This is a genomic window from Haloplanus ruber, assembly GCF_024494725.1.
GTDB classification, from domain to species: domain Archaea; phylum Halobacteriota; class Halobacteria; order Halobacteriales; family Haloferacaceae; genus Haloplanus; species Haloplanus ruber.
This window is the reverse complement of record NZ_JANHDK010000001.1, coordinates 332,121-348,022: the sequence shown is the minus strand read 5'-3', so window position 1 is coordinate 348,022 and position 15,902 is coordinate 332,121. Positions and strand designations below refer to the sequence as shown.

Below are 15,902 nucleotides of genomic sequence, written 5' to 3'. Positions count from 1 at the left end.
GGTGAGTCAGGGGTCGGTCTCGTCTTCGGTGCCCGCGCCGGCGTCGGAACCGAGGTTCTCGTCCGCGTCGTCCGCGTCGTCGACCCACCCGCGTCGTGTGGCGAGTGCCGTTCGGAGCCGGGTGTCGAGGGTCGTTCGGAGGCGTTCGGCCGTTGCGGCGTCGACGTCGACGGCGGCGGCGTCGTGGCCGGTCAGCGAGAGCGACCCCGCGGTGTCGGCCGTGACGGTCGCCACCCCCCAGCGCCGCTGAAACACCGTCCGCGTGTCGATCACCGTCTGCACTCGGTAGTAGGGAACGACCTTGATCCGTCGCCGGAGGACGCCGTTGCGGGTGACGAGGTGGTCCTCGCCGAGCCAGTAGCCACGGTGTTTCCACTTGAGGTGGGCGGCGACCGGCGCGAGGAGGGCAAGCGCCGCGGGACCGTACCACGGAATCGACCTCGCCACGAGGAGATCCGCGCCGTAGAGGAGACCGACGAGAACGCCGGCGGCGATGAGATAGCGGATCGCGTACCGGCTTCGGACCCGTCGCGGCGGCCGCTCGAAGGCCGGCGAGCCGAAGGTCTCGATGTGGTTGGCGAGGTCGAACACGCGGTCGCGGGTCGCCAGCGGGACGGCCGCCTCCGATCCGCCCTCGCCCAGCCCCGATCCGGGGGCGTAGCCCGCCGTCTCGATGCGGAGCGCCGCGTAGCCGAAGGCCCGTTTGAGTGGGTTGTCGGTCACCGTCAGCGTCTGCACCTTATCGAGGGGGATCGACCCGTCGTATCGCCGGAGGAGGCCGCGCTCGTACTGCAGTTCGTCCCCGACTCGCGTCAGCCGGAAGTCGTAGTAGTTGAGAACGGCCACGACGGCGCCGGCCGCCCACGCCACGAGGACGACCCCGAGAGCGAGCGCGACGACCCCCGCGGCGAGGAGGAGCCGTCCCGACCCGGCGGGCAGCAGCGACGACAGGGCGGGGACGCTCCCGGAGAGCAGGAGAATCAGGAGTCCCGGGACGCGGGCATCGAACGACAGCGCCCCGACCAAGGCGAGTTCTCTCGGCGCGAGCGCGAACAGTTCGGTCGTCGCCGGACCCGCACCTTCGTCGTCCGCTGCCTCGCCGCGTTTCAGGCGACCGATCTCACCCTGGAGGCGCTTTGCCTCCTCGAACGCGACAAACCGAAGCGACGCCTCCGTCTCGCTCCCGCCTGCCGTCTCGAAGTCGACGACGGCGATACCCAGCGCCCGCTGGACGACGTTGCGGCTGATGTCGACGTTCTGGACCCGTCTCAGCGGAATTTCGCGGTTTCGGCGGGAGATGACTCCCGACCGAATGTCGAGCGTCTCTTCGTCGAGGGCGTACGCGAATCGGCGGTAGTACGTCACCTCGTAGGCGACGAGGCCAAGCAGTCCGAGGCCGACCAGCGCGACGGCGATAGGGCCGCCGGCGGGGCCGAAGGCGGCGGAGGCCCCCGAGAAGAGGATGGCAGCGGTGAAGACGACGCTGGCACCGCGCTCGACCACCCGGTAGGGAACCGAAAGCGGGGAGAGCTTCATACGGCGTCTTCGCCCTCGGCGCGGATGGCGAGTCGCTTCAGCCGCTCCCGCAGGTCGTCGGCTCCGGCGGGTGTCAGCCCTGGAATCCGCACGTCGGCCCCTCGCGATCCGGCGGTGTAGACGACGGCGCTCGCCAGCCCGAGGAGGCGCTCGACGGGCCCACGTGAGGAGTCGACGTGTTGGAGGCGGACGAAGGGGACGACCGTCCGAACGCGGGTGAAGATGCCACGTTCGAGATAGAGCGCGTCGTCGCGAACCTCGTAGCGCCAGACTCGATAGCGGGCGAGCGCGAGGCTGACACCGACGCCGAGGACGACCACGAGGACGGCCGGCGGCGCCCAGCCCGGAAGATCGACCGCCAACCGGTCGACGGCGACGGTGATCGTCGTGAGAACGGCGGCGGCGACGGCGGCTTGGGCGGCCCAGACGACGCGCACCCGCGGGTGGAGTCGGTTCATCGGCGGCCCTCCTGGCGTGCCATGCCGATTCGTAGCCGTCCGCGCGGTAAATATCGTCGTGGTCGACAGCCGGTGGCGGTCACAGCGCGTCGAGCAACGCGTCGACGTCCTCGGCGGTGTTGAAGACATGGACCGACGCCCGCACCGCGTCGGGATCGGGAAGTGATCGGATGTGAACCCCCTCGTCGGCGAGGCGGTCGACCAGCGCCTCGGGGTCGTCGGCGTCGAAGGTGACGAGCCCCGATTCGTACGCGCGGGGGCTGAGCAGTCGGTCGCCGAGTCCCGCCTTCAGGCGGTCGGTCAGGCGTTCGATCCGACCGGTAATGGTGTCGTATCCAATCGCCTCGATCATCTCGATGGCCTCGATCAGCCCGCGATACGGCGCCGGCGACGTGGTGCCTACCTCCAGTCGTGGGGCGCCGTCCTTCAGCGACAGGTCGGTGGCCGCGGGATCCGCGACGCTTCGATAGCCGGCGACCCCCGGCGTGAGGTCGTCGGCCACCGACCGGTCGACATAGAGGAAGCCGGCGCCCCAGGGTCCGAGGAGCCACTTGTGACCGGCGGCGGCGACGAAGTCCGCCCCCCACTCGTGTACGTCGACGGGGACCTGTCCCGGCGACTGGACGCCGTCGACCAACACGAGGGTGTCGTGTGCGTGGGCGATGTCGACGATGTCGGTGATCGGCAGTCGCGTCCCGTAGTTCCAGGTGATGGAGTTCAGACAGAGTAAGCGTGCGTCGGCGACGGCCTCGGCGAGGGCGTCGAGGTCGAGGCGACCGGCATCGGTGTCGAGGACGCGAACCTCGACGCCTTGCTCCCGCAGGTTCCACCAGGGGACGACCCCCGCGGAGTGTTCGAGGTCGGTACGGACGACGACGTCGCCGGGGGTCCAGTCGACGGCCGCGGCGACGCGGGCAATCCCGTCGGCCGTGCTCTCGGTGAGTGCAATCTCCGCGGCGTCGGCGCCGAGAAAGTCGGCGACAATCTCGCGGGTCTCCTCGAACGTCTCGAAGGCCGCCGGATAGGCCCCCTCCGCGACGGGGGCAACGTACTCGTGATGTTCGAGAAAGTCACCGGCCGCCTCGACGACGCGCCGTGGGGCCGGCCCCGACGCGCCGGTGTTGAAGTAGACGCCACGGTCGAGGGCAGGAATCTCCGCGCGCAGATCTTCGGGTCGCATATCGTCTCTTCCGGGAGGGCGACACCTCAACGTTTCCCGTCGGACCGGCGACGGGGCCGGGTCAGGCAGTCGTGGCGAGTCGCCGCTCGACTCGGCGACGGGCGCGCCCCGTCTCGCGCCCGAGATCCGCGACCGCCGCGAGGACCGGATAGTTCGCCGGGCAGTCGGCGTAGAGGTACTCCGCCAGATCCGTCGGGACGCCCGGGAGTTCGCTCCGCCGCCCCCGAATCGTCTCCTGGCGACGCATCCCGAGACCGTCGATTCGCGCCTCGATGTCGCAGACGGCGTCCCACAGGTCGCGCAGGTCGTCGAACGACCGCGCGGACAGCGGCCGGTCGTCGAGGGCGACGAGATCGGCCCGGATCGTCGACAGGTCGTCCACCGCACGGGCGAGCGAGGCGTCCTCGCGGTCCAGGACGTCGAGAAACGCCTCACGTTCGTGTTCGGCGGCGTCCGTCGCCGCCCGGACGGCGTCGCGGAACTCCGGCGTCAGCGCCGACCCGCCGACGAGCGCCGCCGCGAGATCGTCACCGAACTCCGCCGCGAGGCTCTCGGCCACCGTGTCGCCGTACTCCGCCTCGTAGTGTGGGACGCTCATTACCGTCGCCTCGTAGGCTCCGCGGACGCGTTCCAGCGACCGCCCCGACCCCTGGTGGTCGGTCAGTAGTGGCGGCGTCGTCGGTGCCGCGACGGTCGATATCCCGGCGACCTGCCGGTCGAACGCCGCGAAGGCGTCACGCTCCGCCGCGACACAGGATCGCTCCTCGGCGACGGCCGCGCGCGCCCGCTCGATCCGTGCCGTCATCGACGGTCACCGGCCGTCCGTCGGCGCCGCATCACCGCCGCACCCGCGGACGGTCCCTCCGTGCCCGACGCCCGCCGCCAACGCGGACAGGGCGTGTCCTCGCTAATCATGTTCGACCTACGTCGTTGTGTCAGGATAAAAATATCGTATATAGTATCGGTTTCGCCCCAGAGTGTTGCCGTGTGGACTATAGTCGAGGGGACCCGAGTGTGAAACGGCTATTTGTGTCTAGAGAGAGGCTTTGGGGTGGCGCCGAGTACGACGTCTCATGACACGACGAAGCGAAGCGATCACCGTGTTGCTCGTGGCACTGGTCCTCCTTGCGGGCTGTAGTGGGGCGGGCGGGGGCACGGACGCTGGGGGCGGGGGTGACAGCGGCCTCACACAGGCGTCGATGGCCGAGGAACGGGCCAGCGGCGCCGCGGCCAGTGGCGACGGCGACAGAGGTGAGCGCACCGACGACGCCGCCCCCGCGCGGACGGATCGGTCGATCATCCGCACCGGAACCGTCGAGTTGCGTGTCGACAACTACGAACGGAGTCGGTCGAATCTGACCGCGCTCGTGGCGTCACAGGGCGGCTACGTCGGCGAGTCGACCCACCAGGTCCACGAGAGCGGCGCCGCCGCCTGGACCGAGGGCCGGGTCGTCCTGCGAGTCCCCGCGGAGAACTTCTCAACGACGATGGACGCCATCGAGCGCGAGGGCGAGGTTCGGGCCTCCCGGACCGCAACCCAGGATGTGACCGAGCAGGTGGTCGACCTGGAGGCGCGCCTGGAAAACCTCCGGGCCGAGCGCGAGCGACTGCGAACCCTCTACCAGCAGGCCAACGACACCGAGGATGTCCTCGCGGTCGAACGCCGCCTCTCGGAGGTCCAGACCGAAATCGAGCGCACGGAAGCCGAGTTACAGAACATCCAGCGCCAGGTCGCCTACTCGACGGTCACGGTCGAACTCACGGAACCCCGTCCCGACCGCCCGGCGCCCGACCAGTGGTACGACACGCCGGTCGTCGCCGCCTTTCTCGAATCCGTCGAGGGTGTCGGCGTCGCCCTCCGGGCCGTCGTCGTCGCCGGCGCCTACGCCGCACCGTACCTGTTTGTCTTCCTCTCCCCGTTTGCCGTCGTGGGGGGACTGCTCTACCGGTACCGACGGCGAATCCTCGGGTCGTCCTGAAGCGGGCGTGCCGCCCTCAGAGCCGCGCCCGCAGGTCGCGAATGGGAAGGTCGGCGTCGGCGTCTACCGTCCCGGCGATGGCGTCGGCGGCGCCGAGCAGCCAGGCGGCGCGTTCGATCCGTGACTCCAAGTCGCCGGGGCCGATGCGGAACCGCTCGACCAAGTCGGCCGCGCTCGCGCCCTCGGTCCACTCGTGGAGGACCCGCGCCGTCTTCACGGCCGTGAGCCAGCCCTCGAAGTCCGCGGCCTCGTTCATGCCGGTGGTGAACTCGTCGGCGTGGCGCCGCACGAAGTCGTACATGTCCGCCCGCTCGCGGTTCCCGAGGTAGGTGTCCTGCATGTCCGGCGTGTCACAGACGATTTCGAGCGCCGTCAGCGCCGTCGGGGACGCCATCCCCGCCGCCGTCCGCAGGCCGTCGACGACTCGGGCGCCCGTCTCGGGCGTGACGTACTGCTTCGAGACGCGGTCGCCGAGTTCGGTCGCCGACAGCGACGACCCATCGGCGATCATCCCCATCTCCACGAGGTCGGCGACCGCCGTGTCGACGACGCTTCCCAGTTCCCGTGTCGGCGTGCCGTGGGCGTAGAAGGTCGCATCGAGCACGTCGAGAACCCCCTCGCGCGACGCCGCGAACTCGGCGGCGACGACCGAGAGGACGTGCGTCCGGAGCGCGTTCGGATCGGCCAACTGTGATTCCACCCGTTCCGGATCGGCGTCGACGTACCGCTCCCACAGTTCGTCGCGGGTGGACGCGTCACCCACCAGCACCGCCTCGCCGTAGGGATCGAGGTGGGGACGACCCGCTCGCCCACACATCTGATGAACTTCGAGCGTCGGGAGCCACTCGGTTCCCGACCCGGTGTAGCGCTTCTGATCCCGGACCACCACCCGCCGCGCGGGGACGTTCACGCCCGCCGCGAGCGTCGGCGTCGCACAGATAACCCGCAGATCCCGGTCGCGGAAGGCCCGCTCGACGGCGATCCGGTGGGTGCTTCGCAGCCCCGCGTGGTGAAAGGCGACGCCGTCGGCGACACAGTCGGCGAGGCGGCGCCCGGTTTCGGTGCCGTCGAGGCCGCGAATCTCCGCGGCCACGTCGGGGGCGCTCCCCAGCCCCGACCCGGCGAGGCGCTCGGCGAGCGTCTCGGCCTCGCGGCGCGAGCGAACGAACGCGAGCGCCTGTCCACCGTCGTCGACGGCCCCCGTGACGAGGGCGTCGGTGGCGTCCGTGGCGTCGTCGGTGTCGCCCGCGACCGACACCGACAGGTCGGTTCCGTCGTCGAACGTCGCCGCTCCCTCGGCGTAGACGCCGGTGCGGAGGTCGACTGGCCGCCACGCCGATTCGACGAGCGAGGCATCCAACCACCCGGCGAGTTCGTCGGGATTGGCCACCGTCGCTGAGAGCGCGACGATACAGACCCCTGGCGCCCGCCGCTGGAGGGTGGCGAGAGTCACCTCCAGCGTGGGGCCGCGCCCCTCGCTCCCGACGAGGTGAACCTCGTCGACGACGACGCAGGCGAGGTCGGAAATCCAGTCGGCGCCGTTGCGGATGGCCGAATCCACCTTCTCGCTCGTGGCGACGACGATGTCGTTCTCGCCGAGGCTCTCGGCGGCTTCGTCGAAGTCGCCGGTGGAGATACCGACGCTCACGCCCGGCAGTTGCGAAAAGGTCTCGTACTTTTCGCGGGCGAGCGCCCGAAGCGGGACGATATAGAGGCCGGGACCGTCCGCGGTCAGCATCGCCAGCGAGGCGACGAAGGTCTTGCCGCTCGCGGTGGGTACCGCCGCGACGAGGCGTTCGCCCTCGGTGACGCCCGCCTCGACGGCCGCGACCTGCGGGGGGTAGAGTTCGTCGATCCCCTGCGACTCGAAGTGTTCGACTGTCGCCGCCGACAGGGGGAGGTCCCGAACGCGCATCGGGTAGTCCTCGGTCGCCATCGCACCTAAACCCACGCTTCGAGCGAACTCCCGACGACGTATCCTTCCCGGACATCCCACCGAGGGCGCTCGCCCGGAACACGGGTGGCCACCCTCATCGACGGATGCGTCTGGTCAGCGTGAACACGAACAGCGCAATCAAAAAGGCGCCGAGCAGTCCCTCGAAGGCGCCGACCAACTGCGTCGGCACGGACGGGCCGCCCGGTGCGCTCCCCAGCAGGAAGGTGACGAAACTCTGGAAACTGATGGCGAGATACAAACCGAAAGTGGTGAGATCGGTCGGAACACCGAGCAGTACGGAGAACGGAACGACGAACAGGAGGATTACCACAAACGACCAGAGGACGACGGTAAACGGCTCCTCACCGTACCCCGCCAGCACCCCGAGCAGCCGGTTACGGACGTATCTGCTCCGCGCGGGGAACCAGTCCGTAAATTGGTCCGCGTTCTTCGCTCGGTCTGCGTGGGCGGCTGCCCGGTGTCTCATCTCGCGTTTGAAGAACTCGGCGGCGGCCGCGTTGTCCCCGACCCGTGTGGCGGTGTTTTTCGCGTAGAGGTACGTCGCCCACAGGTCCGACGGGTCGTGGTCGGAGTCGTCCCCGTGGAGGTGTTCCCGTGCGTCCGGCGACAACTCGTAGATTTCGAACGCCGTGTCAGACAGTTCGAGGTCGTCGGCGTCGTTGAAGTCGAACCCGTCGAAGGTCGTCCGCAGGAACCGACAGCGACCGTTGGGATCGGTGTCGTCCGGCGTCGACAGCGTCACGGCCCCGAGCGTCCCGAACGCGAAGTCGTAGGTCACGGTCCCCTCGGTCGGCTGATCGAAGGCACCTTCCTCGACGGTGGTGTCCTGGAGGCTCACCAGTCCCGTTCCTCCGGTCGGCGCCACCCGACAGTGGTGCACGCGTCCATCCGTAATCAGTAGCTCACCGTCGAAGTCGGCGACGCGTGCGTCGAGCGTCCGCCCGACGTCGAGGTTCGACAGTCGGAACTTCCCCTCCAGCGTGGCGTCTGTCAGCCGTAGTGACCTGTCGAACGTCGCCTCGACGAACCTCGCGCCGTCGAGAAACGCCGCGTCCTCGGCGCTGACGTCGTCATGAAACCGGGCCGTGTCGAAGATCACCGGGGCGTGGAAGGTAGCGCCGTCGGCCTCGACGTAGTTCTCGAAGGTCGTCGCGTTCGCGCGAATCTTCGCGTCGAACGTCCGCCCCACTATCGTCATCAGTCCGTCGAACTGGGCCATCTGGAAGTCGACCGGCTCCGTACATTCGCTGTATTTGAACCCGAGCCAACGCTCGAAGTGTGCGTCGTGGAAGCGGACAGGGGCGTCGAACGTCGCCCCGCGGAGGTCCACGTCGTACCGAAAGTCCGTCTGCTTGAACCCGACCGACGGGTGGTCGTCGAAGTCGTACTCGTCGCCGGATGGGTACGGTTCGTCCAGTTCGAAGGTGGTCTGTGCGAACTTGACACGCTGTGTCACTTCCGCCCGTCGCCAGTCGAGGTTCCGAATCGTCGCGTGGCGGAAGTCGATGTACTCGCGCAGGTCGCCACCGATGACCGCTCCTCGGAGGTCGAAGTCCGTGAAGGTCGCATCGATGAACTGCAGGTGTCGCCGCCGTTGCTCCGGCGTCTCGTGCTCACTGGCGGCGTCGAGTCGGTCGGCGAACCGCTGGGCGACGTCCACGTCTGATCGCTGCTGTGCCGACTGGGTGTGAAACACGCAGGTCTTCACGCCGTCACCTAACTTGGGGTGGGGACAGGTCCAGACGTATTCCACGTCCCTGTCCGCGTCGGCGGCTTTGACGCCGGGTTCGTCCGGTGTGAGGATCCACCCCTCAGACTCGGCGTCGCCGTCGATCCGTTCCGCGTATGCCGCCGGATCGGGGACGTCGAATTTGTGCACGCACGTGTCGGACATCCATATGACACTTCGGCGACGGAATATTAGTTGCTTCGCCGACCGGTCGCGTGCGCCTGCCGACTGTCGAGCTAGATGTAGCCGTGTTCGGCCAACCGTTCGACGCCCTCCTGAAGTCGTTCCTGACTCGCGGCGTAGGAGAGGCGGGCGTAGCCAGGCGTACCGAACGCGCTTCCGGGCACCGTGGCGACGTGGGCGTCCTCGATGGCGCCCTCACACCAGGCCTGGTCGTCTTCGTCGACCGGGAGCATCATATAGAAGGCGCCGTCGCCGACGGGGACGTCGACGCCGTGGTCGGCAAAGAGGTCGGCGAGCATGTCGCGGCGCTCGCGGAAGGCCTCGCGCATCTCGTCGACGGTGTCGTCCGTGTTGCGCAGCGCCTCGACCCCCGCGTGCTGGACGAAGTTGACCGCACACGACACCGAGTGCGACTGAATCTTGCCGGCCTGCGAGACGAACGACTCGGGCGCACAGAAGTAGCCGAGCCGCCAGCCCGTCATCGCGTAGGCCTTCGAGAAGCCGTTGACGGTGATGGTGTGCTCGCCCATCCCGTCCAGCGAGCCGAGGCTGGTCTGCTCGACGCCGTACGTGATCTCGTCGTACATCTCGTCGGAGATGACGGTCACGTCGTGATCGACCGCGAGGTCACGGACGCCTTCGAGCGCGGCGTCGGAGTAGACGGCGCCCGTCGGGTTCGACGGCGAGTTGACGACCAGTAGTTCGGTGTCGTCGGTAATCGTCGCGGCGAGGTCGTCGAGCGCGGGTTCGAGCTGGAAGCCGTACGGCGAGAGGTCGACCCGCGAGAGGTCGGCACCGGCCATCCGCGCCTGCGCCTCGTAGGACACCCACGCGGGGTCGAGGAGGACCACCTCGTCGCCCGCGTCGATCAAGGTGTGGAAGATTTCGTAGAGCGCCTGCTTGCCGCCCGGGGTGACGACCACGTTCTCCGCGCCGCAGTCGACGCCGTCGGCCTGCAGTTTCTCGGCGATTGCCGTCCGGAGTTCGGGGATGCCGTTCGAGGAGGTATAGCCCGTGTCGCCGGCGGCGAGGGAGTCCTCGGCGGCCTGCTTGATGTTGTCCGGCGTGTCGAAGTCGGGTTCGCCAACCGAGAGGTCGACGACGTCGATCCCCTCGGCCTCGAGTTCGTTCGCGAGGTTGCTGATCGCGAGGGTCGCGCTCGGCTCAACGCGTGCGACCCGCGACGCGAAGTCGAAGTCGGTCATGGTAGCGTGTGTACCATCTCGACGGCCGCGTTTACCGCTTCCGCTCCCTTCTCGACGCGCTCGCGGGCCTCGGCGCCGCTCATCCCCGGGCCGCTCACCCCGAACGTGACGGGCGTATCGCGGTCGAGGCTCACACGCGTCAGCGCCCGCGCCGTCGCGTCGCCGATTACCTGATCGTGATCCGTATCGCCGGTGACGATGGCGCCGACGACGGCCACGGCGTCGACGTCGTCGCGGCGCGCCAACCGGTCGGCCGCGAGCGGCGCGTCGTACGTTCCCGGCACGTCGACGGCCTCGACCACCTCGGCGTCCGCCTCGGCGGCCGCCGCCCGCGCTTCCTCCGCCATCGGCTCGGTGACCGACGCATTGAACTGCGCCACCACCAGTCCCAGCCTGATCATATGCGCCGCGTCGGGGCGGGGTGGCAAAGTCCTTGTCGTCCCGCGTCGTCAAGGGAAAGAGTTGTTACCGGCGAGGCGACAGGGGTTAGCGATGCCGTTCGACGGTCGCCGCCGTGCCCTCCGGGCGGTGCTCACCATCACCGCTCTCGCGCTCGCCGCCAGGTTCGTCGCCCTCGGCGCCCGGATCTTCCACTGGGACGAGGGTCGCGTCGGCTACTGGATCCTCCGCTATCACGAGACCGGGGAGTTTGCCTACCGCCCCATCGTCCACGGCCCGTTTCTCTTCGTCGTCAACAACTGGGTGTTCTCGATTCCCGGCCTCGGCGCCACCGACTTCAGCGCCCGCCTGATCGTCGCCGTCGTCGGCGGGCTTCTCCCCCTCTCGGCGTGGCTCCTCCGCGACCGACTGCGCGACGCCGAAGTGATCGCACTCGCACTCGTCCTCGCGGCCAACCCGCTGTTGGTCTACTACTCCCGGTTCATGCGCAACGACGTCCTCGTCGGCGCCTTCGCCTTCGCGGCGCTCGCCTGCTTCGTCCGCGCGCTCGACCGTGGCGACGCCCGCCTCCTCTATCCCGCCGCCGCCCTCCTCGGCCTCGCGTTCACGACCAAGGAGAACGCCGTCGTCTACCTCCTGTGCTTTCTGGGCGCCGGTGCCCTCCTGGTCGATCACCGCCTGTACCGGCGCGCCCGCGGCGGGGCGTGGGTCGTCGACGTCGTCCGCTCGGAGTGGCGAACGGCCGCCGCCTACCGACTGGCGTCTTGGGGTGGGTCCGGCCGTCGCGGCCTCGGCCTCGCGGTCGTCCACCTCGTCGCCGCCGTCGTCGTCTTTTTCGCTGTCGTCGCCTTCTTCTATGCCCCTCGGCCGGCTCTGTGGCAGGCGTTCGCCGCACCTAGTCGCCTCCCCGGCGTCGTCGAGAGCGCAACCGTCGGGTCGTGGGAGTCCTTTATCGACCTCTGGGTCTCCGGGAGCCACCAGAACCACGACTACCTGCCGTTCCTCTACGATTACCTCGAAACCCTGCTGTTCGGTGCGCCCTTCGTCCTCGTGTTCGCCGTCGTCGGGTTCGTCGCCGACGGCTACGGCGCCGTCGGCGGCGACACGCCCGGATCGCGGGCGCTCGTCGCCTTCGCGGCCTACTGGGGCGCGGTGAGTGTTCTCGGTTACCCCGTCGCGACCGACATCCGGGCGCCGTGGGCCGCCGCCCACGCCGTGATCCCGCTGACGGTGCCCGCGGCGGTGGGCGTCGCCACCCTCGCTCGACGGGTCCGGACGGCGGTCAATCGGTCGCGTGGCGCCGACGAGGACGCGAGCGGGAACGACACGGTTCGGGCGCTCCGAGCCGCGTGGACGCCGTCAGTGGCGCTTGCGGCGCTCTTGCTCTGTGGGGCCGTCGCCGGTGTCGTCGCCGCCAACGCGACGTACACGAACAGTACCGACGACGACGAGGCGGGCGCGGTCATCCAGTGGGCACAGCCCGAAAACGACCTCAAGGAGACGCTGGCGCTGGTCCACGGGGTCGCCCGCGTCACCGACGGCACAGACGTGCTGTTCGTCGGTACGCACGCCCCCGGCAACCCGAGCGACGTGCGCTTTCACGTGGCGGACGAAAGGTCGCTCGCCCAGCCACGCCCCGGTGGCCCGTCTTGGCACACGCGCCTGCCGCTGCCCTGGTATCTCGAACGCTACGGCGCCGAGGTGACGAGCACGCCCCCGGACGACAAGACGCTCGGATCGGACCCGCCGCCCGTGGTCATCGCGGCTAGCTGGGACGAGGACGATATCGGCCGACAGCTCACGGGCTATTCGCGTCACCGCCACGACTTCCGGCTGTGGAACGACGAAATCGTCGTGTTCGTCGAGGACGACACTCTCGAACGGGCGCGCGAGCAGGGATACGCGTAACTCGCGCCGGAAAACTCGGCCACGACCGTGGGACTAAAACCCTCCCGATGCGGACTCCTCCGATATGGATTATCACGCCGCGGCGGACTTTCTGTCGGACCTCCGCCGGTTCGCGCTCGATCCGGGCACGGAGTCGATCCGTGACCTGCTGGCGCACCTCGACGACCCCCACGAGGGTGTCGAGTTCGTCCAGATTGCCGGCTCGAACGGCAAGGGGAGCACGGCCCGCATGACCGAGTCGATTCTCGATGCGGCGGGCTACCGGGTCGGGCTGTACACCTCGCCACACTTCGACGACGTGCGCGAACGGATCAGGGTCGGAGGACGCCGAATCCCCGAATCGGCGGTCGTCGAGTTCGTCGAGCGGGTCCGCCCGTTCCTCGTCGAGCGGGCGGTCGAGGGGGACCCGCTCACGTCCTTCGAAACACTGACCGCGATGGCGCTCTGGCACTTCGGCCGGTCGGACATCGACGTGGCGGTGTTGGAAGTCGGGATGGGCGGTCGTCTCGACGCGACGAGCGTCGTCGACCCCGTCGCCGCCGCGGTGACGGCGGTGGGCCTGGAACACACCGGCATCCTCGGTGAGACACTCAACGATATCGCGGCCGAGAAAGTCGCCGTCGAGGCCGAAACCGCCCCGCTGGTGACGGGCGCGAGCGGCGAGGCGCGGGCGGCCGTCCGCCGCCACGCCGCGGACGCCCTGACCGTCGGCTTCGCCGACGAGTCGCCGGACGTGACCGTCAGCTACGACGGCCTCGTCAACCACACGGAGGCGGGCGTCGGAATCAGCGGCCCGGCGGTAGACGTCGAGACGCGGATCCCCATGCCCGGGTCGTACCAGGCGCGCAATGCGGGCGTCGCCGCGGTGCTCGCCCGACAGGTCGGCGGTGACCGCGTTACCGATCCCGTCGTCGCGCGTGGCCTCCGGGGTGCGTACTGGCCCGGCCGGTTCGAGGTGGTCGAACGCGAACCGCTGGTCGTTCTCGACGGCGCTCACAACCCCGGCGCGTGCCGGGCGGCCGCGACCACCCTCGGCGAGTACGACTACGACGACCTGCATCTCGTCGTGGGTGCGATGCACGACAAGGACCACCGCGAGATGGCGGCCGAACTCCCGGCCGCCGCGTCCGTGCAGGCCTGTGCCCCGGAACACGTCCGTGCGGCCGATCCGGCGGTGCTGGCGGCCGCCTTCCGCGCCACCGGGGCGGACAACGTGACGACGGCGGCGACGGTGTCGGCCGCACTCGACGACGCTCGGACGGCGGCCGGTCCCGACGACTGCGTCCTCGTCGTCGGGTCGCTCTTCGCCGTCGCCGAGGCCCGCCGCACCTGGTCGCGGCTGGCGGTCGGCCGCCGAGTCGACACCGTCGCGGACGCGAACGCGGTGTTCGACCGCTCGAACGCCGACGCGCCCGATGATGCGGCCGAGGAAGGCGTCCACCGCGTCGTGACCGTCCGCCTCGACAGACGGGAAGCGCGGGCGGTCGAGCGCGCCGCGGGCCGGACGGGGGCGACGGCCGTCACCGCGGAGTACCGCACGGGTCGTGAACTTCGGGAGGCGGTGATCGCCGGCACGCGCGCCGACCTCCGGGCGCTCGCCGACGCGCTCGACGGGTCGGTCGCAGGCGTCGCCGACAGCCTGCGCGACCGGATCGGCCTCGGCGCGGACACGCCCGAACGCGGCTACCCCTGGGAGGACCGCCCCGCGGTGATGGGGATTCTAAACGTGACTCCCGATAGCTTCCACGACGGCGGGGAGTACTTCGATCCGACGACGGCCGTCGAGCGTGCCGAGGCGATGGTCGAGGCGGGAGCCGACGTGGTCGACGTGGGCGGCGAGAGCACGCGTCCGGGCGCCGATCCGGTCCCCGTCGAGGCCGAAATCGAGCGTGTCCGGCCGGTGATCGAGGCGCTCGCCGATCTCGACGCGCTGGTATCCATCGACACCCGCAAGGCGGCGGTCGGGCGGGCGGCCCTAGAGGCGGGGGCTGATATCCTCAACGATGTGACGGGGCTGGCCGACCCCGAGATGCGCTTTGTCGCCGCCGACCACGACGTGCCGGTCGTCGTGATGCACAGCATCGACGCGCCGGTCGTGCCGGACCGAAGCGTCGCCTACGACGACGTGGTGTCGGACGTGATCGACGAACTCGCCGAGCGGGTGGCGCTCGCCGAGCGGGCGGGCCTCGACCGCGAGCAGGTGATCGTCGACCCCGGCCTCGGCTTCGGGAAGTCCGACGTCGAGAACTTCGAACTTCTCGACCGCCTGTCGGAGTTCCAAGCGCTCGGCTGTCCGATTCTCCTCGGGCACTCGCATAAGTCCATGTTCGGCCACGTGGGTCAGGCGGCGGGCGAGCGCCTGCCCGCAACCGTCGCGACGACGGCGCTGGCGGTCGACCGCGGCGCCGACATCGTCCGCGTTCACGACGTCGCGGAGAACGTGGCGGCGGTGCGAACCGCCGTCGCGGCGGCAGACGCCGCGAACGTGCCCGCGGCGTGGCGAGAGTGAGCGCGCACGAGCAGTCGGTATAAGTTGTCGGGCCGGCTATCCCGACGCGTGTGTACTCTGACACTCGCCTGGGGAACGTTCCCCGACGCACCGGTGCTTGTCGCCGCCAACCGGGACGAGCGGCGTGACCGGCCCGCGGAGCCGCCGGCGCGGACCGGCGCTGACCCGGCCGTGACCGCACCGCGGGACGCCGAGGCCGGCGGTACCTGGATCGGGTACAACGACGCCGGCCTCTTCGTCGGCGTCACGAACCGCCCGATGACGGACCCCGCCGCGGAGCGCTCGCGGGGGCTGCTCGTCGACGAGGTGCTCCGGGAACCCGACGCCCGCTCGGCCGTGACCTTGGTCGAGCGGGCGGTCGAAGAACACGGGTACGACGGGTTCAACCTCGTCGTCGCCGACCGGACCGCCGCCTTCCTCTTCGAGTGGGACGGCCGACTCCGAACCCACCGACTCGACCCGGGCGTCCACGTCGTCGTCAACAGCGGGGCAGCGCTGGGCGGCGGCGGCGCCGTCATCGACGCCTTCCGCGCCCCTGATCCCGACACCGTCGACGATTCGGACCGCACCGCCGAACAGGCCGCAGCCGCCCGGGCCGTGCGGGCGGCGCTGACCCCCGAACCGGGCGAGACGGCCGACTCGTGGCTCGACCGGGCGGGGACGGTCCTCGGTGATCACGAGTTCGGCGTCTGCGTCCACGGGGACGGCTACGGCACCCGCTCGTCCTCGTTGCTCCGTCTCGACGCCGACGGCGGCACCTACCGGTTCGCCGACGGGCCGCCCTGCGAAACGCCGTATCGGCGCGTGGGGGCGAACGAAAGTCAAGTTTAAACCCGCCGCAACGGTTTGTGGGTGTATG

General features: G+C 69.8%; 12 protein-coding genes. 4 read left to right on the top strand and 8 right to left on the bottom strand.

All coding sequences use genetic code 11. From position 1 onward, the window contains the following. Positions 1-6: 6 nt before the first annotated feature. From NO878_RS01865 to NO878_RS01850, 4 genes are all read right to left on the bottom strand, one after another. Positions 7-1,536 carry a PH domain-containing protein gene (locus NO878_RS01865; protein ID WP_256404265.1) on the bottom strand — a complete coding sequence of 510 codons (1,530 nt, stop codon included), beginning with the start codon at positions 1,534-1,536 and terminating at the stop codon, positions 7-9. After that, on the bottom strand, positions 1,533-1,994 hold the full coding sequence (locus tag NO878_RS01860) for a PH domain-containing protein (protein WP_256404264.1): 462 nt from the start codon (positions 1,992-1,994) through the stop codon (positions 1,533-1,535). Before NO878_RS01860 ends, NO878_RS01865 begins: the two co-directional genes overlap by 4 nt. Before the next feature lie 79 nt (positions 1,995-2,073). Beyond that, complete coding sequence (locus NO878_RS01855; RefSeq protein ID WP_256404263.1) at positions 2,074-3,174, bottom strand: aminotransferase class V-fold PLP-dependent enzyme; 1,101 nt, start codon at positions 3,172-3,174, stop codon at positions 2,074-2,076. A gap of 61 nt (positions 3,175-3,235) precedes the next feature. Beyond that, positions 3,236-3,979 (bottom strand): DUF7260 family protein, encoded by a 744-nt coding sequence (locus tag NO878_RS01850; RefSeq protein ID WP_256404262.1) that lies wholly within the window; start codon positions 3,977-3,979, stop codon positions 3,236-3,238. 268 nt (positions 3,980-4,247) lie between these two features. Between NO878_RS01850 and NO878_RS01845 the strand changes: the two genes are divergently transcribed. After that, positions 4,248-5,153: a DUF4349 domain-containing protein gene (locus tag NO878_RS01845; protein ID WP_256404261.1), complete on the top strand. Its 906-nt coding sequence runs from the start codon at positions 4,248-4,250 to the stop codon at positions 5,151-5,153. 16 nt (positions 5,154-5,169) lie between these two features. Here NO878_RS01845 and NO878_RS01840 read toward each other — a convergent pair whose 3' ends face one another. The 4 genes from NO878_RS01840 to ribH form a co-directional block, all read right to left on the bottom strand. Beyond that, positions 5,170-7,068 carry a DEAD/DEAH box helicase gene (locus tag NO878_RS01840; protein WP_256405445.1) on the bottom strand — a complete coding sequence of 633 codons (1,899 nt, stop codon included), beginning with the start codon at positions 7,066-7,068 and terminating at the stop codon, positions 5,170-5,172. A 115-nt stretch (positions 7,069-7,183) separates the two neighbouring features. Next, complete coding sequence (locus NO878_RS01835) at positions 7,184-8,989, bottom strand: pentapeptide repeat-containing protein (protein ID WP_256404260.1); 1,806 nt, start codon at positions 8,987-8,989, stop codon at positions 7,184-7,186. A gap of 86 nt (positions 8,990-9,075) precedes the next feature. Then, the gene (locus NO878_RS01830; RefSeq protein WP_256404259.1) at positions 9,076-10,227 is read right to left on the bottom strand and encodes a pyridoxal phosphate-dependent aminotransferase; all 1,152 of its coding nucleotides are present in this window, start codon (positions 10,225-10,227) and stop codon (positions 9,076-9,078) included. Further along, complete coding sequence (ribH, locus tag NO878_RS01825) at positions 10,224-10,628, bottom strand: 6,7-dimethyl-8-ribityllumazine synthase (protein WP_256404258.1); 405 nt, start codon at positions 10,626-10,628, stop codon at positions 10,224-10,226. Before ribH ends, NO878_RS01830 begins: the two co-directional genes overlap by 4 nt. Positions 10,629-10,719: 91 nt before the next feature. Between ribH and NO878_RS01820 the strand changes: the two genes are divergently transcribed. The 3 genes from NO878_RS01820 to NO878_RS01810 all read left to right on the top strand — a co-directional run bounded on the left by NO878_RS01820 (position 10,720) and on the right by NO878_RS01810 (position 15,874). Beyond that, positions 10,720-12,534, top strand: a complete 1,815-nt coding sequence (locus tag NO878_RS01820) for a flippase activity-associated protein Agl23 (protein ID WP_256404257.1) — start codon at positions 10,720-10,722, stop codon at positions 12,532-12,534. Between the two features lie 64 nt (positions 12,535-12,598). Continuing rightward, the gene (gene folP, locus NO878_RS01815) at positions 12,599-15,043 is read left to right on the top strand and encodes a dihydropteroate synthase (RefSeq protein ID WP_256404256.1); all 2,445 of its coding nucleotides are present in this window, start codon (positions 12,599-12,601) and stop codon (positions 15,041-15,043) included. A 48-nt stretch (positions 15,044-15,091) separates the two neighbouring features. After that, positions 15,092-15,874 (top strand): NRDE family protein, encoded by a 783-nt coding sequence (locus tag NO878_RS01810; protein ID WP_256404255.1) that lies wholly within the window; start codon positions 15,092-15,094, stop codon positions 15,872-15,874. Positions 15,875-15,902: the final 28 nt, after the last annotated feature.